Here is a 23,133-nt window from a genome sequence, read left to right as displayed (position 1 = left end):
GCGATGGCCGACCGATCCCCGCCGGACCGGCGATGGCCGACCGATCCCCTGCCGACCGGTCGGGTCATCGGACGGTGGCGGTGACGCGGACGGCCTTGACGATGGCGGGGATGGAGCCGATCAACAGCACCAGGCCCCAGACGATGGCCACGACCGCGAAGACCAGGGCCCCGACGTCGTCGAGAATGCTGACCAGGATCACCGGCACCAGCCGGTGCAGGAACTCCAGCACGACCGTGCACACCAGGGTGGTCAGCACCAGCAGGACCAAACCCTTGTTCTGGAGGAACCGGGGCTGGGCGAGCAGCAGCAGCCCACCCCAGACCAGTTTCAACAGCAGCACCAGACCGAGCAGCAGGCTGGCCTCGCCGACCGGGAAGAATCCCCACAGCGCCAGGTAGGCCAGGGTGCCGAAGGGCACGGCCAGGAAGAGCGACACCATCACCGTCAACTCGACGAAGGCGATCACCAGCAGCACCAGCGAGGCCAGGAGCAGCAGGATCGAGAAGACCAGGGTGGCCACCCCCTGCACCCGGCCCTGCACCCGGTCGGAGAGCACCAGGCTGAGGCAGAACAGCCCGGTCGTCCACAACGCCACCATGTCGATCAGCGCCAGGTAGCCGGTGCCCCGCCCGGAGGGCTCACTGATCCCGCCCACGTCGCCGACATCCACGCCCAGGTCCCGGGCGCTGGTCAGCAGCGCCCCACCCGCCTCGCCGCCGCCGGTGAGCAGCGACGACCCCAGTTCCAATCCCACCACCAGCGCCACCGCCAGCAACGCCAACAGCAGGAACGGCTTGCGCAACTCGCCCACACCCGGCCTCCCTCCGCTCCGACACCGCCCCGGTCCACCCCGCTCCAGTCCTGGCCGGTCCGGCCTACCCCGGTGGGCTGTCCCGGTCCGGTCCAGCTCGTTGCGGCCCATTCCGGGCCCGGACGGGTGCCGGGTCACGAGGTGGCGATGGTGACCGTGCACGAGGCACCTCCCGGGCAGCCCAGGTCGACCTCGGTGGCCCGGTCGACGGCGATCTTCGCGACGGCCCCGCCTCCGTCGGTGGGCGTGACGTCGTCGCGTACGGTCAGGTCGGCGTCGCCGGGCGCGGGGGCGGCGACCGTGAAGGCCGCCGCGCTGCGCAGGACCAGGGTGCGCAGCGCGCCCGGGTCGGCCACCCGCAGCACGCACCCACCGACGAAGGTCAGCACGTCGCCGGCACGGTCACAGTCGGCCCGGACCGTCGCCGGGTCGAGTGCGCTGCCGCCCCCGCCGAGCCGGCCCAGCCAGCCCAGTGCACCGGCGTCGGCCGGGTCGCCCCGGTCGGCGCGGCCCACCCCGACCGCGGTGACGAAGGCGGCCACCAGCAGCACCGCCACCGTCACCAGCAGCAGCTTCTGCCGACCGGTCACGGCGTGCCCGCCCCGGGCAGCTCGGTGAACCGGATCAGGTCCACCCCGGCGAAGTACCGTTCGGTGCCCTGCGTCCTGCCGACGGCGATCAGGGTGAGGGTGTGCGGGCCCCGGCCCAGCCGGACCGTGCCGACGTCCTCGACGGCCCGCAGCGCCGGCAGCTTCGAGAAGCCGAGGAAGGTGCCGCCCAACTGCACGCCGTCGAGCTGCCAGATGGTGTTGGCATAGTCGGCGGAGGTGGTCCGGGAAGCGGCGAACGACCAGGTGGCATCGGTCGGCAGGGTGACGGTGAGACTCACCCGGTCACCCACCGCCAACCCCTGGAAGAACAGCTGCCCGCCACCGGACCAGGCGATCCCGCAACAGTCGGGCTGGGTGACCACCTTCACCGCGGCCCCCGCCGGTGACTCCGTCTTCGCCCCGGGGAGCAGGGCCTCGGCCTCCACCGCGACCACCTGCGGTGCGGTCGGTGCCGGCGCGTCGTCCGGGCGGGTCAGCAGGTAACCGACCACCGCGCCGACCAGCACCACCAGCGCCACCGCCGCCGCGATCCACGGCCACGGTGTCCGCTTCGGCGGGGCGACCGCCCTGACCTCGTACGTCACCCGGCCGCTGGAGCGGGAACTCTCCTCCGGCGCGGTGTTCGCCGAGTACGCGAAGCCGGTCATGTCGTACCGCCGGGGTGCGGTGCCGGCCGGCACCATCAGGCGGACCAGGAACGACACCGAGTTCTGCCCCGGCACCACCCGTTGCGGCTCGGCCACCGTGAACCAGGTCCGCTGACTGCCGTCGCCCGGTGCGACGTCGAAGACCACGGTGTCCGGCGCGACTCCCGGGTTGGAGACGGTGAAGGTCAGCTCGCCCCGGTTGGCCGGGTCGAGGGTGAACTGTCCGGCGGCGGCGACTACGGCCCATTCGGTGGTCATGACGGCTCCTCAGACGACGGTCCGGGCGGGGGAACGGAACCCGGGGCGGGGACAGTGGCGCGACCGACCGCCGGCCCGTACGGCACCGGCCCGCCGCCGACGCCGGACGCACCACCGGACGGACCAGGCCCGGACACGCCACCGGACGGACCGGGCCCGATCTCGGCGTCGGCAGGCGGATCGTCGGCGAGGACGACCTCGGCGGTCACCGCCGCCGGCTTCTCCGCCTCGACGATCCGGGTGACCACGGTCAGCAGTCCGGCTGCCTCCGGCGGCACCCGGACCACCAGGTGGAACGGCCGGTCGACCGGTTCGTCGAGGACGAAACCGGTGACCCCGGTGGCCAGCTCCAACGCGGTCCGCATCCCGTACGGGGTGCCCCGCCAGCGGGCCAGCAGCGCACCGTGCGCGACCAGGTCCCGCAGCCGCCCCACCGGCAACGCCGGTGGGGCGTCCGGCCGGGGTGGACCGAGCACGTGGTCCATCGCCACCCAGCGGGTCAGGTAACCGGCGAACCCGTCCGGCGTGCGGTACGGGGCGAACAGCGCGTCCACCTCGGCGAGCAGCGCCTCGTCCGGGGCGTGCAGCGCCTCCATCACGTCCAGCAGGGCGGCCAGCACACTGCCCGGTCCGGCGGCCCGCTGGTAGGCCGCCGGCAGCAGCCGCTCAATCGCCGCCCGGCGCATCGTGGCCCACCACCTCGATGTCGTGCTCGCCGGAGCAGAGCAGCCAGGTGTCGGGGACGGTCACCACGTCGGCGGTGGCCTGGTTGGCGCTGGCCGTCCAGTCGACGGCGTCGGTGCTGCGGTGCACCCCGCGCTCGCCACCGGCGAGGATCAGCCGTCCGGTGCCGCCCGGCCCGGCGGCGCTGCCCGCGATCGCGTCCACCGGCACGAACCGGGTGCGGTCCCGCAGCGGCAGGCCGCAGTTGACCGTCACCGGTTGCCACTGCGCCTGCGCGGCCAGGGTGTCCAGCCGGACCACCCCGCCGCTCTGCGTGGCGGCGACGGCCAGGGTGCCGACGAAGGCGAGGTCCCGGCAGGTGCCGCCGACCCAACCGGCCTGCACCTGCTGCCACTTCACGTCGGATTCGAACAGCCGGGTGCGGTGGCAGCCCTGGCCCGGCTTCTTCGGGTCCGGCTCGCCCGCGCCGGCCCACAGCAGGGTGGCCGGGCCGTCGTACTGCACGGCGAGGACGCGGTTGTCCACGTTGGCCAGCCCGACGTGGGTGAAGCTGCCGGGGCGGCCACCGGCGGTGGACAGGTAGACCCCGAAGCTGGCCTGTGCGGCGACCGCCACCCCCGGCGCACCCCGCTCGGAGACGAAGGACCGGACGGCGTAGAAGCCCCGGTCGGCGTCGGCCGGGTCGACCAGGATCTGCAACGGCACCGCCCCGGGCAGCAGCGAGACCTCGTACAGGCCGGTGTCGGTGGCCAGCAGGAGCGCGCCCGCGCCGTCCCGGTCGATCCAGGCCAGGTCGGTGATCCGCGAGTCCAGACCGGTGAGCGGGGACCAGGTCTCGCCGAGGTCGGTGCTCAGGTGCACCCGGGACCCACCCGCCGCCCGGGTGGTGACCACCGCCACTGCGCCGGGACGGGCCACCACGCCGGGACGTACCGGGGCCGGGGCGGGGCCGACCCGCACGACCGTCTCGTCGTCGTCGAACCGGCCGGCCGGCTCCCAGCCGACCCCGGCGTTGGACGAGCGGAACAGCACCGGTCCCCGGCCGGCGTACCAGGTGCGGGCCTGGTACTGGTCGACGGCGAGGGCACGGACCTGCGCGTCGGGGGCCTCGTCCACCACGAACCGGACCGACTCGACGTAGCGCACCCCCGGCTCGGCGTGCTCCAGCATCCGGTACACGTTGGAGGCGCGCAGCGGTTCGCCGAACGCCCAACCGGTCGGATTGAGCCCGGTGGGCAGTGGGCTGAGCGTCTGGTGCAGCCGGTCGTGGATACGCCGGCGGACCGCCTCCGCGTCCTCCTCCCGGCGGACCACCACCCGGGCCCGGATCGACACCGCCTTGTAGCGGGCCCAGCCGGCCCGGCAACTGGTGCCCAACGCCCGCCGCCGGTCCAGGTCCGCCTCCACCCGGCGGCGGGACTCCTCCACCTCGTGCGCGCGCAGCACCGACACCGGCAGCCGGCCACCCGGTCGGGCCTCGTCCGGCACGTACGGCACCAGCACCACCTCGACCTCGCCGGGGCGGGCGAAGCTGTACACCGCCGACCTGGTGAACGCCCGGGCCCGGGACACCCCGCCGGAACCGGCGGCGAGGATCTCGAAGTCCCGGGCGGTGACCGCGCGTTGCTGGGCGAAGAACTCGTACGGGCCCCGGACCAGCGCCGAGTCGAGCGTCTCCAGGTCCCGCCCGCCGCTGGCCGGCGCGGGGTTCTCCGCGCGTACCCCGGGCAGGGGGTCCCGCAGGTTGGTCAGGGTGCCGGCGGCGACGTTGCCGGCCCGGCCACCGCCGGCCCGGTACCAGAGTCGGATCCGGGCGCCGGCCGGTGGCACCGCCGCGACCGTCACCGGCCCGCCGGCCGGCCCGTCACCGGCCGGGCGCAGGTCCAGCGCCGGGGCGAAGGTGACCACCCCGGAGCAGCGGTCCACCAGGTAGACCCGGGCCTGCGGGCCGACCCCGGCGAAGCTGTCCACCGGCCGCCACAGCTCGTACGGGGTGCCCTCGTGCTCCCGGGCCGCCGCGCCCAACTCCACCGCGCCGGCCGCCACCTCCACCCCGAGCAGCAGGTCCCACGCCTCGGCGGTGCGCGCCAACGGCGCCCGGGCGGCCCGCAGCACCTGCCCCGGCTGGCCGGTGCCGACGCCGAGCAGTTCCGCGTCGACGATGTCGCAGTGGTGGGTGCGCACGGTCACCTCGGCGGCCCCCTCGGGCAGCAGCGCCGGCTCGGTGGTGACGAAGACGACCGGTTTCGGGTCCGCGCCCCGGGCCGCCGCGATCCGGGTGCCCGCCGGGATCCGCACCGCCGCCCGGTCGCCGCCGGTACGCACGAGACGCACGTCGGCCCAGGCCGCCGTGGGCGCGTGCCGGGTCACCCCGAGCAGGTTGAGGAACTGCACGTACGCCTTGTCCGGCAACTGGTTCAGCCGGAAGATCATCACTTCGGTGAGGTGCGCGAACGCCTCCACCAGCGCGATGCCCGGATCGTGCGCGGACAGGTCGGTCCAGCCGGGGCAGGACTGCCGGATCCGCTCCCGGGCCTCGGTGACCAGATCGAGGAAGGTGCGGTCGTCGAGGTGCGGCACGGGCAGCGTCATGACGGGTCCCCCTCGGCGGCAGGGCGGTCGGTGCCGGACGCCGGACGCCGGGCGGCCCGGTCCCCGGCGGCGGTCGGGCCACCGGCCGGGTCGGTGTCGTCGGGGAGCAGGTCGACGGAGAGGATCAGCTGGCCGGGGGAGAGGCTGGCCCGGACCCGGTAGTCCAGTCGGATCACCAGCCGCCACGGGTCGTCCGGGTCGGGGCCGGCGTCCACGTCGATCATCTCGACCCGGGGTTCCCACCGGCGGATCGCCTGCCGGACGTAGTGGATGGCCAGTCCCGCGGTGGTGTCGTCGTTGGGGGCGAAGACCAACCGGTGCAGCCGTGAGCCGTACCCGGGGCGCATCAGCCGCTCGCCCGGCGTGGTGGACAGCAGCAGGTACAACGCCTGGCGTACCGTCTCGTCGCCCTCGGTCACGGCGAGCCCGCCGGTCGCGGTCGTCGCCAGACCACCGGTGCGGCCGGCGTCGAAGCCGGCCCCGACGAACCGCAACGCCCTCACCGGTCGGCCTCCACCAGACGCTGCCGGGGGTCGTGGACCGTGTGGTGGACCAGACCCGGCGGTGTGCCGTCGGTGAAGCCGTCCAGGTGCGACAGCACGATCCGGTGCCCGTCGACCCGCAGCCAGTCGCTGTAGCCGACCCGCACCGCGAGGGTCTTCGCGCAGGGTTTGACCGTCGGCCCGTAGTTGGGGCAGGCCACGATGTCGCGCCCCTCGGGGTCGGCGTCGACCAGCACCGGGACCCCGGCGACGGTCAGCCAGTGCTGTGACGCCCGGTTGGTGACCCGGCCGTCGTGGTCGCAGGCGACCAGCGAGTTCAGGTGGATCCAACGCATCAGCCACCTCCGGAGTGGGCGCGGGCCAGCGCGCCGGCCTGTTGCCGGGCGGTCGCCGCGTCCTCGGTCGTGTCGGCGTGCAGGAAGTCGACGCTGCGGGCCCGTACCACCATCGCCCGGCCCGGCGCGGAGAGCACCAGGTCGGTCGCGGCGTGCAGGGTGGTCAGCTCGGGGGTCAGCTCCAGGAAGCTGCCGGCGTCGGTGGCCAGCCGCACCGTCCGCGCGGCGTCGTCGACCACGATGGTCTGACCGCTGCCGGTCCGCACCGACCAGCGGCCCGCGCGCCCGTCGGCGACCCCCGTGTCGTACGGCGCGACGACGCCGAACAGCGAGCCCAGCACCACCCCGGAGACCGGGTCGCCGCCGGGCAACGCCAGCAGCACGGTGTCGTCCGGGTCGGGCAACGCCACGATGCCCTTGTCCCGTCCGGCCCCCGGACAGAGCACCGCCAGCCAGCCCGCGTCCAGGTCGCCGTAGCCGGGCAGCCGCACCCGTACCCGGCCGCGCTGGTCCGGGTCGTCGACGGAGGTGACGACACCGAGGGTGACCACCGCCCCGCCGGCCGGGACGCGTGTCGGGGAGGGCGGCGGGGCGGTGGAGAACCAGGTGCGGTGGCCGGTGCCGTCGATGGTGTGCACCACCTCGGTGAGCACGTACGCCCCGGCCAGTTCCTCGGCCACCCCGGTCAGCGTGATCCGCCGACCGGGTCGCAACGCCGGGTCCCCCTCGGCCACCCCCTCGGCGGTGACCAGTGCGGCGACCCGGGCGTCCAGTCCGGCCTGGGCGAGTGCGGCCAACTCGTCGTCGCTGCGACCGGGCTGGTCCACCAGGGTCCGTACGCCGTCCGCGCCGACCACCGCCGGGTCGGGCCGCAGCGGCACCCGTCGACCGGTCCGCGCGGTGTCGACCTGCTGACCGAGCGGCTCGGCCCGCTGCGGGTGCCAGCCCAGGGCGGCGCTGCCGCCGGCGGCCCGGTCCAGGTTGGTGGCCAACCGCACCGAGTGCAGCGACCGGCCCAGCGCCAACGGCAGCGGCTCACCGTGCCCGTCCAGGGTGACCAGGCGGACCCGGTCGCCGTCGGCGGCCAGGTGCAGGCCGGCCCGGCCGGCCACCTCCAACAGCAGCTCCAGGTCGCTGTGCCGGTGTTGGAGCAGCCGCTCCAGGCGCGGCCCGTCGGCGTCGACGTCGACGTCGAGCCCGACCTCGGCACACAGCTCACGGGCCAGGTCGGCGGCGGTGACCGCCTCGAAGACCCGCAGCTGCTGCCGCTTGCGCAGCCGGTGCAGCAGGTCGTAGCCGCGCAACCGGAACAGGGCGGTGCCGTCGGCGGCGTACTCCACCTCGACGCAGGTGACCTCGCCGGTGAACAGCCGTTCCCCGGCGAGCCGGACGTCGAGGGTGGCGCCGGTCGGCACCGCCGGGCCGGGACCGGGACCCCGCGCGGCCGGGCCGGGGTCGGCCGCGTACACCACCTCGCACTGGGTGGGCTGGTCGAGCCGGGCGGCCACCCGTACCGACCGGATGCGGTGGGCCGCTGTCCCGTCGAGCGGCACCCCGTCGAGGAGGATCGACGGCCGGGCGCTCACCGGACACCTCCGTCGGGGCCGGCCGGACCTGGGCCGGCGAACAGGTCCCCGCCGCGCCACGGTCCCGTGCCGGCCAGCAGGCCCCCGTCGGTCAGCAGGCCCCCGTCGGTCAGCAGGCCCAGGGCGGCCACCGCGCCGGTGCCGGTGGTGGGGTCGGTGCCGGTCGGCGGGGGTACGGCGAGGGCGGTGCCGGCCGGCACGGTGAACGGGTCGGTGATCCGGTTGTGTTCGGCGAGCAGCCGCCAGCGCAGCGGCGAGCCGAGCGCGTCGTGGGCGAGCAGGTCGAAGCGGACACCGGAGTAGCCGGGCGCGGCCGAGCCGTCCCCGGTGGCCACCACCGCCTGACCCACCCCGACAGCGGGGGTCGACGCGGCGGCCAGCTCCTCGGCGAAGCCCTGCTGCGCCTCGTCGGCCGACTCGGCCACCCGCAGCAGCTTCAACCGCAGCCAGGAGCGGCGCGGTGAGCCGGTGCGGGTGAACACGTCGAACCGTTCGGCGACGGCCACCACCACCCCGGGCACGTTCCACGTCTTGCCCCAGACCAGCCGGACCAGCGGTGGACGCTGCCAGCCGTGCGCCACGGCGGAGTTCTCGGCCAGCATCCACAGCGGCCGGGTCAGCATCCGGACGTCCTCGGGCGGGGTCGGTCCCTCCACCAGGTCGGTGTCGAAGAGCAGGTCCAGCACGAGTTCGGTGCGCCCGCCGCCGGTGAAGACCAGCGGGTCGTCGGCCAGCCCGACGCCGGTGAGCTGCCCGTCTGCGCTGCCCCGGGGGCGTACCCCGGCGACCCGGGTGACCTGCACGGTCTGCGGGTTGAGCAGGCAGTCGATCCGGACCCCGGACTCGTCGACCAGGAACGCCACCCGTTCCATCACCACCCCCGCTGTTCGGCGTCGAGCCGGCCGTACCGGACGTCGTCGAGCCCGGCCACCAGCGGCGTACGCCATCCGCCGTCGTCGGGCAGTGCCGGCCACGGACCGGCCACCGCCCCCGCCGGTACGCCCGCCCACGCCGTCCCGCCGCTGCGACAGGTGTCCCGCGCACCGGTCGCCGGGACCGTGCCGGCCGGGACGGTGGGCTCGTCGGGCAGGGCCGGCCACGGGTCGCCGGCCGGGGTCGGCTCGCCGGTCGGCCAGCGGCTCCCGTCGTCCGGCCGGAGATCGTCGGTGTACCGGGGCGGACGGCCGCTGCCGGTGTCCCGCCCCGGCGGTGGCGTCCCGCCGAGCCGCCACCCGTCATCCGCGCGGGCACGCCATCCGCCGGGCCCACCGGCCCGCCATCTGTCGTCGGCGCCGGGGGGTGTGGGGTCGGTCGGTCCCCGTCCGGACGTCCGGCCCGGCGGGGCGCCGCCGGGGTGGGTCGTCGGGTCGGGGGCGATCCGCAGCACCGGAGGTGTCGCGCCCGGTCGCCGGGTCGCCGCAGCGGCGGCGCGGCCGTCCGCCGGCCCGGCCGGGTGGGGACCGGCGGCGTCACCGCCGACGGGGCCGGTACTTGCGCCGGGCCCGTCGATCCGCGCGCCGGGTCCGGTCGCCGGGGAACCGGCCGGGCCGCCGGGCGTCCGCCGGCCCGGGCCGGTGTCCGTCGGGCCGCCCGGGTCCACCATCCATGGTGGTCGGCCACCTGACGGCCCGGGGCGGCCCGGCGGCACCGGCCCGGCGGCACCCGTCTCCGGCGCGGCGGCGGCACCCGCCCCCGGTGCTCCGCCGGGGCCGCCCCACCGGGTCCCGTCGGGGCTCGTCCCGCCGGCCCGGTTGGGGACCGTTTCCCGGGTTCCGCCGGGGCCCGGCTGCGGTGGGCCGTCGGGCGGCGGTGCGAAGCCCGGACCCGCCGGGACGACCGGCGGGCCCGCTGCGGCCGGCCGCCCGGCCGGCCCCGGTCCAGGGCGCTGCCCGGCCGGACCGGTCGGTCCTGACCCGCCGGGTCTGGCCGACCGGTGGGGCCAGCCGGACCCGGCCGCCCCGCGCAGTCGGGACCAGAGCGAACCCGCGCGGCCGGAGCGGGCCGTCGCCGTCGGTTCACGGCGGTCCGGAGCCGTCGGGTACGACCGTGGCGTCGGCTGCGCGGTCCGCCACCCCGGCCGGCCGGTGGCCGGCTGGTCGACCCCCGTCCGGGCAGGGGCGGTCGGGCCGGCTGCGACCGGTGGGCCGTCGGGCCCGGTGGTTCCGTAGGGGTCGGTGGTTCCGTAGCGGTCGTCGGGCCCGGTGGTTCCGGTCGGCGCGGGTGGCCGGTCGACCGGCGGGGAGCCGGGCCGGGAGGGGTGCGCAGGGTGCCCGGCGGCTGCCGGGGCGGACCGCCCGGGTACCCCCGGGAGGACTACCTGCCCGGGACCGGCGGTCGGCGGCGGACCCGGCGGGAGGTCGTCGCCCGGCCCGACCAGGTCGTGCAGCAGGCCGGGGGCGTGCGCGGCGACCACCCGCAGCCAGTGCTCCGGCGGCTGCCCCGGCCGCCGCAGTGGGGACGCTGCCGGATCGACCGGTTCGGATTGCCGTGCGGGCGGGGCGAGCACCGGACCGGCGAACGGCGTGGCCGGTGCCGCTAAGTGTCCGGCTGGGTCCGGGACCGGCGCGGTCGGGCCGGCGGCCGGGTCCACCGCGTCGGCGGCGGCCCGCAGCCGGGCGGCCAGCCAGTTACGCGGTCGTGGGCGCGGTGGCACCGCCGGCCTCCAGTTCCAGCCCCTCGTACGCGAGGGTCAGCGCCACGATGGCGATCTCCTGGGACAGGGTGTGCAGGTGTGCGCCGCGCCACCGCATCGGCCACGCGTTGATCAGGTTCCAGCGCAGCACCTCGGCGGTGCCGGCGGCGTCCAGCAGCACCACCGACACGTTGCGGCGGCTCACCGTCCCGGTCGCCGCGCTGTGCACCCAGTCCCACAGCTCGCGGGACGGGGTCAGTCCGAAGTGCAGGGTCACCGGCGCATAGTCGACCTGCCCCGGTACCGACCGGATCCGGTCGTTGCCGGCCTCCCGGTAGGCCAGCCGGCCGATGGTCAGCTCCAGGCCGCTGACCTCGGTGAAGTGCCCGTTGGTGACGCCGTTGATGAGCAGTTTGAAGTTGTACGCCCGGTACGGGTCGACCGGGGCGCCCGGCTGTGGCGTGGCCGTGGTCGGCATGTCAGCCTCCGATCGTCTCGGTCTCGGTGCCGCCGGCCCACTGGCTCAGCTTGAACACCACGAACTCCGCCGGTTTGACCACCGCGATGCCGATGTGCGCGACCACCATCCCGGCGTCGCGGACGTCGACCGGGTTGGTCTCCTCGTCGCACTTGACGAAGAACGCCTCCTCCGGGGTACGCCCCAGCAGCGCCCCGTCACGCCACACCCGGGTCAGGAACGCGCCGATGTCGCGGCGGATGGACCGCCACAGCGAGTAGTCGTTGGGCTCGAACACCATCCACCGGGTGCCGTTGGCGATGGCCTGCTCGATGGAGATCGACAGCCGGCGGACGTTGAGGTAACGCCACTCGCTGGCCTCGGCGGCCAGGGTCCGGGCCCCCCACACCCGGATGCCCTCCCCGGCGAAGTACCTGATGACGTTGACCCCCTTGGGGTTGAGCACGTCGTGTTCCGAGCGGGTGACCAGGTACTCCAGGTCGACGGCGCCGCGTACCGGCTCGTTGGCGGGGGCCTTGTGGACGCCGCGCAACCCGTCGGTGCGGGCCCAGATGCCCGCCATGTGCCCGCTCGGCGGGGTGAGCACCAGCTCGCCGGTGAGCGGGTCACGCACCCGCAGCCAGGGGAAGTAGAACGCGCCGTAGTCGGACTGCCGGGCCCGGTGGGCGGTTCCGGCCGGCCCGTCGCCCGACGTCGCCGCGTCACCACTCCTGCCGTCGCCGGGCTTGCCGTCATCAGATTTGCCGTCGGCGGGTTTGCCGTCGGCGGGTTTGCCGGTGGTGGGGCGAGGGCCGGGGGTGGCCACCCGGGTCAGCGTCGAGATGTCCTCGATGCCGGGCGGCGGGTCGCAGATCGCCACCATGGTGCGCAGCCGCTCGGCCATGCTCAGCAGCGCGTCGTGCGACACCGGGTCGTGGAAGCCGGGCGCGGCGAGGATGGCCACCTCGTCGATCGCCTCCACCAGTTGCAGCCCGGTGCGACGCTGTCCGGTGCCGGTGAGCTGGCCGCCCGCGCCGACGTTGACCACCCAGCAGCGGCTGCCGCCGTTGTCGAGGAAGCCGAAGACCGCGCGGGCCAGCGGGGTGCTCTCCAGGTCGTCGCCGTCGGCGTACAGGCGCAGGAACTCCGACCAGCTGTTGACCGCCAGCGCCCGGTCGACGTGGGCGGTGCGGTTCGGCGCGACCCCGACGAACGCGGCGGTGGCCATGCCGACCGGCCCGATCGGCCGGGCGCCGCTGGGTACCTCCTCGACATAGATGCCGGGGGAGAAGTACTGGGGCATCGGTCCTCCTGTACGCGGGCGGTCCGGGTCAGCGGGCCGGGGGTTCGCAGACGATGACGAGGTCCGCGTCGGCCGGGTCGACCTCGGCGGTGAGGGTGCGGCCCCGGCCGACCAGGCGCAGCCGGACCGGTCGTCCGGGGTGCTCCGGGTCGTGCGGGACCCCGGCGATCCGGAACCGGCCGCCCGCGTCGGTGTGGGTGGCGTACGGGGTGCCGACCAGTTCCACCCGCAGCGCCGCCAACGGCTGCTGCTGCGGGCCGACCACCCGGCCGGCCAGGTCCCGCAGGGCCAGCCGGTGCAACCGCAGCGGGTGCAGCACCGGTGGTGCGACCGGCGACGCGGGTGTCACCTGGGCCGGCACGTCGACCAGCAGCGCCGGGCGGGGGGTGACGCCCAGGGTCACCCACAGCGCCGGGTCGCCGGCCTCCAGGACCAGTTCCGGTTCGCCCGCCTCGGCGGCGGCGGTCAGGACCCGGTCCAACCCGGCCAGCGCAGTCGGACCGGCGGCGCTGACCAGGTAGCGGATCGTGAACCGGTACGGTTCCCGGGTGCCGGTGCCCCGGGTCTGCCGGGCCGGCCGCAGGGCGAGCGGCCACAGGGTCAACCCGGCACCCCCGTCGGTGGGCGGGCCGACCGGGACGTCCTCGCCGGCCACCCCGGCCAGCCAGGCCGCCAGCGCGGCGGTGGCCGCCTCGACCGGTCCCCGCCCGTCGCCGGTCATCGCGGCGGCGTCCCCTGGATGCGGTACGCGATGGCCTCGTTCCACACGTGCGGGTAGACGCCGATCTCGAAGTACCGGGTGAACCGGTTGATCGGGGCGTTGGTGTGGTCGTGCCAGAGCAGCCACACCGGGGCGACGGTGAACAGGACGTAGTTTCCGACGACCAGCGGCAGGTAGAGCGGCCCGAGCAGCCGGGCCTGGAAGATGTGCACGTCCTCGTGGCGTTGGATGCCGGGGCCGGACCCGGCGCAGACGGTGCCGATGGTGGTGGCGTAGCGCGGGGACACCCCCTCGACCAGGTTGACCCGGCAGCTGTGCTGCGAGGTGGGCCGGTCCAGCGAGTGGCCGAAGACCAGGTGCAGGGCGAGGTAGAGCGCCCCGACGGCGGTGTTCGGCAGGCTCCAGGTGTGGTCGACGACGAAGAGCAGCACGCCCCGGGCGTCCGGGCCGTACACCCGGGCGGCGGCGACCGACCAGCCGAACGGGACGCCGACGAGCAGGCCGACGACCGCCCCGACGAGCAGGCCGACCGGTCCGCCGGTGAGGACCCCGAGCGTCGCCCCGCACAGGACGTGGACGGCGGCGCTGATGATTCCGAAGATCATGACGCGCCTCCGCTCAGACCCAGGAACGGACGAAGCGGGGCTCGCGCCCCTGGGCGAGCTGGCCGGCCGACGCCTGGGTCGGCTGCCGGTTGCCGGGCGGCAGCTGGTTGACGCCCAGCGCGGCGGAGAAGATGACCAGGCCGTTGAAGAACGCGATCAGCCACTTCTCGCCGCCGGCCCCGGTGGCGAACGCCGCGGTGGCGTACGACAGGGTCAGCGCGACGCCCAGGGCGATCCACTTGCGGGCCTTGTCGCTGTTCGGGCCGATCAGTCCGCCGACGACGTTGGCGGTGAGCAGGGTGGCGGCGCTGGCGCCGGCCACACTGCCGAGAGCGGCCCAGGTGAAGAGATCGTTCACGGCGATCTCCCTTCGAGTGGTGCGGGGAGGGTAGGTGCGGGTGGTGAGGTGCGACGGCCGGTGGGGCGGGCCGCCCGGGTGCCGTGGTGGTGTGCCGGGGTCAGACCGGCCCCGGACGATCGGTCGGTGCGGCCCCGTCCGTGGTGCCGGTCGGGCCCGGCGGGGTGGACGGGACGGTGGTGGCACGGGCGCGGCGGCGCAGCAGCACGGTGACCACCCCACCGGCCAGCAGCAGGAGCAGGACCGCACCGGCCACCAGCAGCCAGGGGAAGGAACCCGGGTCGTCGTCGCCGGCGGCGGCGACCGGGGTGGCCGACGGGGTCGGCCGGGGCGGGGCCTCGGCGATCGCCCGTAGCTCGGCCGGCTTGGGCTGGTTGGCCACGACCTTCCAGCTGACCGAGCGCCCGCTGAGGGTGCCGTTGGTGTCGATCACCCGCCCGGGAAAGGTCACGGATATCTCGAACGACATCAGCTGCATGAACGCCTGCTGGTTCTGTGGATTCTGCTCGGCCACTTTTCCGCCGTATTTCTTGGGATCGAGCGGCAGGCTGAAACGATAGAGATCACCGTCGCGGACAAGATTCACACTCTCGCTGGTGAAATCCTTCAACGGGGTGTGCCGATAGGTGATCTGCGCGCCGTAGTAACGCTCGTCCTGGTAGACGGTCTCCTCGCCGACGGGGAGGCTGGGAATGTTCTCCCGCAGTTCGGCGTAGGCCACCGCGATGTTCTTGTTGCGGTTGCTGAGCACGGACCTGTCCGCGGTCAACAGGAGTTGCCCGTCGATGGTGTCGTCGGCGTTGACGGTCAGGCCGAGGTTGAGTTGCATGCAGCCGGCGAGCGACGCCACCAGGGCGAGGCACGCCACCGCCCGTACCGCCCGGCCGCGCCAGAGTCCGGTTGTCATGGTCACATTGTGTGTGATCCACTTCACAGTCGGCAGTCCTAGATCGGTCATCCGCCTGTCTCCGATCTTACCGGAATGCCCAACTGTTCGGACAGTACGGAAATGGTGAAAGGCAGATATCCTGGACGGTTGACCACCATTGTCGACACTATCCGCTCCGTTTCCGCGCGCACCGGATCCGCATCGAACCCCGACGGCACCAACCCGAAACAACCGACCCTCCCACTCCCACTCCCACCCCCTACCCCCGTCCCCGCCCCCTTGGGTCCGTACCCCGCTTGGTGATCAAGAGGTTTGCGTCAGAAAATCCTCGGCAGGTGACGCAAACCTCTTGATCACCGGGGAAAGCCGGGGGCGGGGGCGTTGAGTGGGTGGGGGTGGGGGGCGGGGTGGGGGTGGGGGCGTCGGGGCAGTGGGCTGCGGTAAGGGGCACATCGTGCTTGTGGCCGTGACGAAACCGGTGTGAGATCTCCGGTGAGGACCGTCGTGCCCACCCCGGGGACGGGCCCCCGGCCGAAGGGACCGCACTGCCGTGAACGCCGCCACCGAGCCCCGTACCGTCGCGCCCCGGGTGGTGCGGGCCGCCCGTACCGGAGTCGCGGTGGTCTTCGCCCTCAACGGCCTCGCCGTGGCCAGCTGGTTCTCCCGGGTCCCGGCGGTCCGCGACGCGCTCGGCCTCAGCGCCGGCCGGCTCGGCCTGCTGCTGCTGGCCATGTCCGGCGGCGCGGTGCTGGCGCTGACCAGCGCCGGCCTGGTGACCCAGCGGCTCGGCCCGGCCCGCACCGTCGTCGCCTCCACCGTGCTGGTCGCGGTCGGGCTGGCCGGGGTGGGCGTCGCCACCCCGCTCGGCTCGCTGCCCGGCGTCGCGGTCGGCCTGTTCGCCCTGGGCTACGGCTCCGGCACCTGCGACGTGGGCATGAACGTCGAGGGCGCGGCGGTGGAGAAACGGCTGGGCCGCACCATCCTGCCCCGCTTCCACGCCGCCTGGAGCCTCGGCTCGGTGGCCGGTGCCGGGCTGGGCGCGGGTGCGGCCCGGCTCGGTGTGCCGATCACCGTCCACCTGGCGGTGCTGGCGGCGGTGGTGCTCGGCGGCACCCTGCTCGGGGCGCGGAACTTCCTGCCCGCCCTGCCCGCCTCCACCGCGGACGGTGCCGCGTCGGCCCGCCGGGGTGGCCTGCTCGCGGCCTGGCGGGAGCCGCGCACCCTGCTCATCGGCGCACTGGTGCTGGTGATGGCGTTCACCGAGGGCAGCGCCAACGACTGGCTGGCGGTCGCCTTCGTCGACGGCTACGGGGTCAGCGAGGCCGCCGGGGCAGCCGTCTTCGGGGTCTTCGTCGCCGGCATGACCATCGGCCGGACCGTCGGCACCGTGGCCATCGACCGCTGGGGCCGGGTGCCGGTGCTGATCGGCACGATCCTGCTGGCCGCCGCCGGCTCGCTGCTGGCGGTGCTGGCCGGCTCCGGCCCGCTGGCCGTCGTCGGGGTGGTCCTCTGGGGGCTCGGCGCGTCGCTCGGCTTCCCGGTCGGGATGAGCGCCGCCGCCGACGACGAGGAGCACGCCCCCGCCCGGGTCAGCGTCGTCGCGGTGATCGGTTACACGTCGTTCCTGGCCAGCCCGCCGCTGCTGGGCCTGCTCGGTGACCACGTCGGCATCCTGCATGCCCTGCTGGTGGTGCCGGTGCTGCTGATCCCGACGCTGGCCCTGGTGCCGGCGACTCGTCCACCGGCCGGCGTCGGGCCGTCGGAACACACCGCTCCAGTACAGAAAAACTAACAGTTCCCGGCCCGCACCGGTATCGGGTGCGCGGCCGTTACGCCGGGTCGTCGCCGCTGGCTAGGGTCGCCGGATGCCAACTGAGATCACCGCCGCAGCGGCGGGCCGCTGGACCCTGGGCGACCGCACCGTGCACCGGATGGGCTTCGGCTCGATGCGGCTCACCGCCCACCCCGACCGGGACCGGGCGCTGCGCGTCCTGCGCCGGGCCGTCGAACTGGGCGTCGACCACATCGACACCGCCGCGTTCTACGTCTCGCCGGGCGGCACCCTGAAGGTCGGCACCGGCCCCGCCCGGTACGCCACCGAACTGATCCGTGCCGCCCTCGCCCCGTACCCGGAAGGGCTGGTCATCGCCACCAAGGTCGGCTTCCGGGCCGACCCGACGACCGGCACGCGCGAGGAGGCCAGCCCGGCGCAGCTGCGCGCCCAGGTGGAGGAGAACCTGCGTCGGCTCGGCCGCGACCACCTCGACCTGGTCAACCTGCGGATCGTCAAGCGGCCCGCGCCGGACTCCGTGGCCGAACGCTTCGGTGCGCTGGCCGAGCTGCGCGACGCCGGTCTGATCCGGCACCTGGGCCTGTCCAACGTCCGCGTCGACCACCTCGACGAGGCGCAGACCATCGCCCCGGTGGTCTGCGTGCAGAACAACTACGCCCTGGACAACCGCGGCGACCAGGACGCCATGGTCCGCGAGTGCGGTGCCCGGGGGATCGCCTACGTGCCGTTCTTCTCCCTGACCGGCGTCAACCGCGAAGGCGGGGCACGTACCGACCACGACGCGGCCGTACGCGCCGTCGCCCGCGCCCACGACGCCACCCCGCAGCAGGTACGCCTCGCCTGGACGCTGCACCAGGGCCCGCACGTGCTGGCCATCCCCGGTACCGGTGACCCGGCCCACCTCGCCGAGAACGTCGCAGCCGCCGCGCTGCGACTCACCCCCGACGAGCTGGCCGCCCTGGGCTGAACGGTCCCGGGCGTGGCGCGTACGCCCGGGGGCGTCGAGGTCTGCCCCGTCCAGCCGGTTGTCACCGGGCTCGCAGCGCCCTGCCAGGCAGGGGTGTTCCACTGGAGGGACGCCGAGGAGAGGACGGGCAGATGGGCTGGTTCAGCCGACGGACCCGGGCTGACGAGGGCATCCCGACCAAGCTCGATCGGGAGGCCACCCGGGACGACCTGACCGCGTTGGCGGACTTCGTGGCCGCCCACCGGGGGGTGGAGTTCTATCTCGAACCCGAGACGACCGCCACCGACACCACAGTGGTGGCGATCGCGCACGACGGGGAGTGGATCCGCCGCCGCACCGGCTCCCCACGTACGGCGGCGAAGCTGGCCCACCGGCACGCGGTGCCCCTCTACGAGGCGGCGAAGACCGGATACCCGGAGCGGATGCGGGCCTGGAACCGGACCCACCCCGAGCGTCGCCTCCGCTGACCCCTCAGCCGCTGCGTAGAGGGTGGCCAGGGGTCTGCGGGGTGGGTGTCTGTGGGGGCGGGCCGTGGGGTGCGGCCGTGGTGGTGGGCGCGGCCGTTGGCCGCGCCGGCGGCTGCGGGCCAGGGGTGTGTGGGTATGTCGTCGCGGGCCCTTTCGAGCTGATGACGGTGACGGATCGGTCCCCCCGGGTGGGACGGCCCGGCCCGACGCCCGTCCGGTCGGGTCGGACCGTGCCGACCCCGAGTCGTTGACGTCATCAGCTCGACAGGGTGCGAGAGAGGTGTTCCGACCGCCAGGGACGGTCGGCCCCGGGACGGTCGGTCCCGGGACGGTCGGTCCCGGGACGGTCGGTCCCGGGACGGTCGGTCCCGGGACGGTCGGTCCCGGGACGGTCGGTCCCGGGATGGGTGCCTCGATCGGCTCCGCACCGGCTGGTGGCGGCCGGCGGACCTCCCTCAGGCGGGTTGCGGGTCGCCTCGGAGGATCTGCGGGTGCGCCGCACGGGGCGGCTGCGGGTCGGCCGTCGGGCGGGGCCGGACCCACCCGTGGGATGCGCGGGGCGGGCGGCTGCCGGCCTCGCCACAGGGGTCGATCGGTGCCGTCGCGGGGCCGGTGGCCACCGTTGACCTCGGGGTGAGGAGTATGGCAGCATTCGCGGCCTGACGGCAGTGAAGGAAGTCGGTGCGATTCCGACGCGGTCCCGCCACTGTCACCGGGGAGCGATCCCCCCTCGTGAGTCACGACCGTGCGTGCACGGTTGGAAGGCCGGGGGTGAGCGTCGATCCGGGAGCCAGGATACTTCGGCCGTCGGAGAACCCCAGGGCGTGGACACCCGAGGAGGACCCGATGACGCACAGCGTCACTGCCGACCCCATCACGGTCGGTGATTTCTGCATCACCGTCGAGCCCGCGCCGCCGCGTGCTCCCACCTCTCCCACCGTCGCCGGCCGCCGCCGGGGCGGTCGGCCTGCCACGTACCGCTGACGGCCGGTCCGGGTACCCCGCCGCAGGCGGGTGCGTCGTACCTCCGCCGCCGCTGACCGGCGTCCCTCCCGCCCCGCTCGGCCCGGCCCTGTGGTCGAGCCGGACGTCACTCTCCGGAGCCGAACGTGCGCATCCTGCTGCTGTCCACCGCCGACACCGATCTGCTCGCCGCCCGGGCCAGCGCCGCCGACTACCGGCTCGCCAACCCCACCCGGGTCGACGTGGACGCGGTGCCGGCCCTGCTCGACGGGGTCGACCTGGCCGTCGTACGGCTGCTCGGTGGTCGGCAGGCGTGGCCGGACGGCCTCGCGGCGGTGCTCGGCTCCGGCGTCCCCACGATCGTGCTCGGCGGCGAGGCGGTGCCCGACGCGGAGCTGATGGCGGCCTCCACGGTGACCTCCGGGGTGGCCACCGAAGCCCTGTCCTACCTGGTCGAGGGGGGTGCGGCAAACCTCGCCCAGCTGGCCCGGTTCCTGTCCGACACGGTCCTGCTCACCGGTGAGGGCTTCGACCCGCCCACCCCCACCCCGCCGTACGGCATTCTCGACCGTCGACCCCCGACCGCCCCGGTCGACCCGACCGCCCCGGTCGACCCGATCGACCCGGCGGAACCGGCGGCCGGGCCGGACGGGCGGCGGGCGGACGGCGACGGGCGGCCCACGGTGGGCATCGTGTTCTACCGGGCGCACGCGCTGGCCGGCAACACCGACTTCGTGCACACCCTGGCCGACGCGGTCGACGCGGCCGGGGGGAACCCGCTGCCGATCTACTGCGGATCGCTGCGCGGGCTCACCCCCGGTGCCGGGCCGCTGGACCTCTTCGCCCGCTGCGACGCGCTCGTCGTCACCGTCCTCGCCGCCGGGGGGACGGTCGCCGCCGACGCCTCCGGTGGCGGCGACGAGGACGCCTGGGACGTCGGCGCGCTCGCCGCCCTCGACGTGCCGGTGATCCAGGCGCTCTGCCTCACCAGCACCCGGGACCAGTGGGCCGGCAGCGACGCCGGACTGTCCCCGTTGGACGCGGCGATGCAGGTGGCGATCCCCGAGTTCGACGGCCGGATCGTCACCGTGCCGTTCTCGTTCAAACGCATCGACGCCGACGGGCTGTCGGTCTACGCCGCCGACGCCGAGCGGGCCGCCCGGGTCGCCGGGATCGCCGTCCGACAGGCCCGGCTGCGGCACCTGCCCCCCGCCGACAGGCGGCTGGCGATCGTGCTCAGCTCCTACCCGACGAAGCACTCCCGGGTCGGCAACGCCGTCGGCCTGGACACCCCCGCCTCGGCGGTACGCCTGCTCGCCGCCCTCGCCGCCGCCGGATACCACCTCGGTGACGCGCCCCCGCCCACCGACGGGGACGCCCTGATCCACGCACTGATCGCCGCCGGTGGTCACGACGTCGAGTGGCTCACCCCGCAACAGTTGTCCGCCGCCGAGGCCCGGGTGCCGGGGGAGACCTACCGGCGCTGGTTCGACCAGGTGCCGGCCGACCTGCGGGACCGGATGCGGGAACACTGGGGTGAGCCACCCGGCCAGCTCTACACCGACGACGGTGACATCGTCCTGGCCGGGCTGCGGTTCGGCAACGTCACCCTGCTGATCCAGCCGCCGCGCGGCTTCGGTGAGAACCCGATCGCCATCTACCACGACCCCGACCTGCCACCCAGCCACCACTACCTCGCCGCGTACCGGTGGTTGGCCGCGCCGGTCGCCGACGGCGGGTTCGGTGCCGACGCGGTGGTGCACCTCGGCAAACACGGCACCCTGGAATGGCTGCCCGGCAAGGGCCTCGGCCTGGCCGCCGACTGCGCCCCCGACGCCGTCCTCGGCGACCTGCCGCTGGTCTACCCGTTCATCGTCAACGACCCCGGCGAGGGCACCCAGGCCAAGCGGCGGGCGCACGCCGTCGTCGTCGACCACCTGGTGCCCCCGATGGCCCGCGCCGAGACCTACGGCGACCTGGCGAAACTCGAACAACTGCTGGACGAGTACGCCACCGTGCAGGCCCTCGACCCGGCGAAGGTGCCGGTGGTCCGGGGGCAGATCTGGGAGCTGGTGCGCGTCGCCGAACTGCACCACGACCTGCACACCGAGGCGATGCCCGACGCCGACGACTTCGACGACTTCGTGCTGCACCTCGACGGTTACCTGTGCGAGGTCAAGGACGTGCAGATCCGCGACGGGCTGCACATCCTGGCCGAGGTGCCCACCGGTGAGCCCCGGGTGAACCTCGTCCTCGCCGTGCTGCGCGCCCCCCAGGTGTGGGGCGGCGCCCAGGCCCTGCCCGGCCTGCGTCAGGCCCTCGCCGCCAGCTACGACCTCGACGAGCAGGCGCTGCTCGCCGAGCCCGGGGCGCGGGTGGCGGTGCCGGCGGCGCTGACCGACGTCGTCGACGGGCCGTCGGTCACCGCCGCCGACGCGGTGGACCTGATCGAAGGGCTGGCCCGGCGGCTCGTCCTCGGCATGGAGACCCTCGGTTGGGACCCCGCCCGGGTCGACGAGGTGGTCACCGAGGTGACCGGTGGGTCCTGCCCCGACGCCGCCGAGGTGCTGCGGTTCGCCGCCCGCGAGGTGGTGCCCCGGCTGGACCGCACCACCGACGAGATCACCCACACCCTCGGCGCGCTCGACGGCCGGTTCGTGCCCCCCGGTCCGTCCGGGTCGCCCACCCGGGGGCTGGTCAACGTGCTGCCCACGGGCCGCAACTTCTACTCCGTCGACCCGAAGGCGATCCCCAGCCGCAACGCCTGGGACGTCGGGGTCGCGCTGGCCGACTCGCTACTCGCCCGCTACCTCGCCGACACCGGCGAGTACCCGCGGTCGGTCGGGCTGACCGTGTGGGGCACCAGCGCCATGCGTACCCAGGGTGACGACATCGCCGAGGTGCTGGCCCTGCTCGGCTGCCGGCCGGTGTGGGACGACCGGTCGCGGCGGGTCACCGGCGTCGAGGTGGTGCCGGTGGCGGAACTGGGCCGGCCCCGGGTCGACGTCACGGTCCGCATCTCGGGCTTCTTCCGGGACGCGTTCCCGCACGTCGTCGCCCTCCTCGACGACGCGGTACGGCTGGTCGCCGCCCTCGACGAGCCGGCCGGGGACAACTACCTGCGCGCGCACGTGGCCGCCGACCTCGCCACCCACGGCGACGAGCGGCGGGCCACCGCCCGGATCTTCGGCTCCAAGCCCGGGGCGTACGGGGCGGGGCTGCTGCCGCTGATCGACGCCCGGAACTGGCGCACCGACGCCGACCTGGCCGAGGTGTACGCCGTCTGGGGTGGCTACGCCTACGGCCGGGGCCTGGACGGGCGGGAGGCGCGGGCCGACATGGAACGGTCCTTCGCCCGGATCGCGGTGGCGGCCAAGAACCAGGACACCCGCGAGCACGACATCGTCGACTCCGACGACTATTTCCAGTACCACGGTGGGATGGTGGCGATGGTGCGGCACCTGACCGGGGCCGCCCCGGCCGCCTATGTGGGCGACTCGGCGATGCCGCACGACGTGCGCACCCGCACCCTCGGCGAGGAGACCCGGCGGGTGTTCCGGGCCCGGGTGGTCAACCCGAAGTGGATCGCCGCGATGCGCCGGCACGGCTACAAGGGCGCGTTCGAGCTGGCCGCCACCGTGGACTACCTGTTCGGCTACGACGCCACCGCCGGTGTCGTCGACGACTGGATGTACGAGCGCCTCGCCGAGGCGTACCTGTTCGACGGGGAGACCCGGGAGTTCCTGGAACGGTCCAACCCGTGGGCGCTGCGCGGCATCACCGAGCGGTTGCTGGAGGCCGCCGACCGGGGCCTGTGGGCCGCGCCGGAGCCCGCCACCCTGGACCGGCTGCGGGAGACGTACCTGGCCACCGAGGGCGACCTGGAGGAAAAGCAGTGAGCGCGAGGAGTGAGCCGGGTTTGCGAGCCCCGCAGTCGCGAGCCGGAGCA

The 23,133-nt window shown here is 74.8% G+C and carries 20 protein-coding genes and 1 riboswitch; of the genes, 4 read left to right on the top strand and 16 right to left on the bottom strand.

The annotated features are described in order from the left end of the window. Nucleotides 1-64 precede the first annotated feature (64 nt). The 16 genes from AB0K25_RS19080 to AB0K25_RS19005 form a co-directional block, all read right to left on the bottom strand. Nucleotides 65-814: a hypothetical protein gene (locus tag AB0K25_RS19080; protein WP_219462490.1), complete on the bottom strand. Its 750-nt coding sequence runs from the start codon at nt 812-814 to the stop codon at nt 65-67. A gap of 134 nt (nt 815-948) precedes the next feature. Continuing rightward, complete coding sequence (locus AB0K25_RS19075) at nt 949-1,404, bottom strand: hypothetical protein (RefSeq protein ID WP_363821434.1); 456 nt, start codon at nt 1,402-1,404, stop codon at nt 949-951. Then, nucleotides 1,401-2,330 (bottom strand): hypothetical protein, encoded by a 930-nt coding sequence (locus AB0K25_RS19070; RefSeq protein WP_357536787.1) that lies wholly within the window; start codon nt 2,328-2,330, stop codon nt 1,401-1,403. The genes AB0K25_RS19075 and AB0K25_RS19070 overlap by 4 nt, the downstream gene beginning before the upstream one ends. Beyond that, nucleotides 2,327-3,016 carry a phage tail protein gene (locus AB0K25_RS19065; protein WP_363821431.1) on the bottom strand — a complete coding sequence of 230 codons (690 nt, stop codon included), beginning with the start codon at nt 3,014-3,016 and terminating at the stop codon, nt 2,327-2,329. Before AB0K25_RS19065 ends, AB0K25_RS19070 begins: the two co-directional genes overlap by 4 nt. Continuing rightward, nucleotides 2,997-5,606 carry a putative baseplate assembly protein gene (locus AB0K25_RS19060; RefSeq protein WP_363821428.1) on the bottom strand — a complete coding sequence of 870 codons (2,610 nt, stop codon included), beginning with the start codon at nt 5,604-5,606 and terminating at the stop codon, nt 2,997-2,999. The genes AB0K25_RS19065 and AB0K25_RS19060 overlap by 20 nt, the downstream gene beginning before the upstream one ends. After that, a complete protein-coding gene (locus AB0K25_RS19055; RefSeq protein WP_363821425.1) occupies nt 5,603-6,109 on the bottom strand; it encodes a GPW/gp25 family protein in 507 nt (168 codons plus the stop codon). The genes AB0K25_RS19060 and AB0K25_RS19055 overlap by 4 nt, the downstream gene beginning before the upstream one ends. After that, nucleotides 6,106-6,444: a hypothetical protein gene (locus AB0K25_RS19050; RefSeq protein ID WP_208566543.1), complete on the bottom strand. Its 339-nt coding sequence runs from the start codon at nt 6,442-6,444 to the stop codon at nt 6,106-6,108. The genes AB0K25_RS19055 and AB0K25_RS19050 overlap by 4 nt, the downstream gene beginning before the upstream one ends. Continuing rightward, complete coding sequence (locus AB0K25_RS19045; RefSeq protein WP_357536780.1) at nt 6,444-8,030, bottom strand: phage baseplate assembly protein V; 1,587 nt, start codon at nt 8,028-8,030, stop codon at nt 6,444-6,446. The genes AB0K25_RS19050 and AB0K25_RS19045 overlap by 1 nt, the downstream gene beginning before the upstream one ends. Then, nucleotides 8,027-8,902 (bottom strand): hypothetical protein, encoded by an 876-nt coding sequence (locus AB0K25_RS19040; RefSeq protein ID WP_357536830.1) that lies wholly within the window; start codon nt 8,900-8,902, stop codon nt 8,027-8,029. The genes AB0K25_RS19045 and AB0K25_RS19040 overlap by 4 nt, the downstream gene beginning before the upstream one ends. Beyond that, the gene (locus AB0K25_RS19035) at nt 8,902-9,417 is read right to left on the bottom strand and encodes a hypothetical protein (RefSeq protein ID WP_363821421.1); all 516 of its coding nucleotides are present in this window, start codon (nt 9,415-9,417) and stop codon (nt 8,902-8,904) included. Before AB0K25_RS19035 ends, AB0K25_RS19040 begins: the two co-directional genes overlap by 1 nt. A gap of 1,240 nt (nt 9,418-10,657) precedes the next feature. Then, nucleotides 10,658-11,140: a phage tail protein gene (locus AB0K25_RS19030; protein WP_208566540.1), complete on the bottom strand. Its 483-nt coding sequence runs from the start codon at nt 11,138-11,140 to the stop codon at nt 10,658-10,660. A 1-nt stretch (nt 11,141) separates the two neighbouring features. Further along, nucleotides 11,142-12,422 (bottom strand): phage tail sheath subtilisin-like domain-containing protein, encoded by a 1,281-nt coding sequence (locus AB0K25_RS19025; RefSeq protein WP_357536777.1) that lies wholly within the window; start codon nt 12,420-12,422, stop codon nt 11,142-11,144. Nucleotides 12,423-12,450: 28 nt separating this feature from the next. Next, nucleotides 12,451-13,143: a carboxypeptidase-like regulatory domain-containing protein gene (locus AB0K25_RS19020; RefSeq protein WP_357536775.1), complete on the bottom strand. Its 693-nt coding sequence runs from the start codon at nt 13,141-13,143 to the stop codon at nt 12,451-12,453. Continuing rightward, nucleotides 13,140-13,748 (bottom strand): glycine zipper family protein, encoded by a 609-nt coding sequence (locus tag AB0K25_RS19015; protein WP_363821417.1) that lies wholly within the window; start codon nt 13,746-13,748, stop codon nt 13,140-13,142. Before AB0K25_RS19015 ends, AB0K25_RS19020 begins: the two co-directional genes overlap by 4 nt. Nucleotides 13,749-13,761: 13 nt before the next feature. Continuing rightward, the gene (locus tag AB0K25_RS19010) at nt 13,762-14,106 is read right to left on the bottom strand and encodes a hypothetical protein (protein ID WP_219462471.1); all 345 of its coding nucleotides are present in this window, start codon (nt 14,104-14,106) and stop codon (nt 13,762-13,764) included. 100 nt (nt 14,107-14,206) lie between these two features. Then, nucleotides 14,207-15,013, bottom strand: a complete 807-nt coding sequence (locus AB0K25_RS19005) for a DUF3153 domain-containing protein (RefSeq protein WP_357536773.1) — start codon at nt 15,011-15,013, stop codon at nt 14,207-14,209. Nucleotides 15,014-15,545: 532 nt separating this feature from the next. Between AB0K25_RS19005 and AB0K25_RS19000 the strand changes: the two genes are divergently transcribed. The 4 genes from AB0K25_RS19000 (at nt 15,546) to cobN (ending at nt 23,083) form a co-directional block, all read left to right on the top strand. Further along, nucleotides 15,546-16,787 (top strand): MFS transporter, encoded by a 1,242-nt coding sequence (locus AB0K25_RS19000; protein WP_219462470.1) that lies wholly within the window; start codon nt 15,546-15,548, stop codon nt 16,785-16,787. Nucleotides 16,788-16,860: 73 nt separating this feature from the next. After that, a complete protein-coding gene (locus tag AB0K25_RS18995; RefSeq protein WP_208566534.1) occupies nt 16,861-17,754 on the top strand; it encodes an aldo/keto reductase in 894 nt (297 codons plus the stop codon). Between the two features lie 131 nt (nt 17,755-17,885). Continuing rightward, a complete protein-coding gene (locus AB0K25_RS18990; RefSeq protein ID WP_219462468.1) occupies nt 17,886-18,221 on the top strand; it encodes a hypothetical protein in 336 nt (111 codons plus the stop codon). 671 nt (nt 18,222-18,892) lie between these two features. Continuing rightward, nucleotides 18,893-19,022, top strand: a riboswitch (cobalamin riboswitch). A 308-nt stretch (nt 19,023-19,330) separates the two neighbouring features. Continuing rightward, nucleotides 19,331-23,083: a cobaltochelatase subunit CobN gene (gene cobN, locus AB0K25_RS18985; protein ID WP_363821412.1), complete on the top strand. Its 3,753-nt coding sequence runs from the start codon at nt 19,331-19,333 to the stop codon at nt 23,081-23,083. The last annotated feature ends 50 nt before the right edge of the window (nt 23,084-23,133 follow it).

It is taken from the genome of Micromonospora sp. NPDC049257 (genome assembly GCF_040678915.1).
GTDB lineage: Bacteria > Actinomycetota > Actinomycetes > Mycobacteriales > Micromonosporaceae > Micromonospora > Micromonospora antibiotica.
This window is presented reverse-complemented; position numbering and strand designations above follow the sequence as displayed.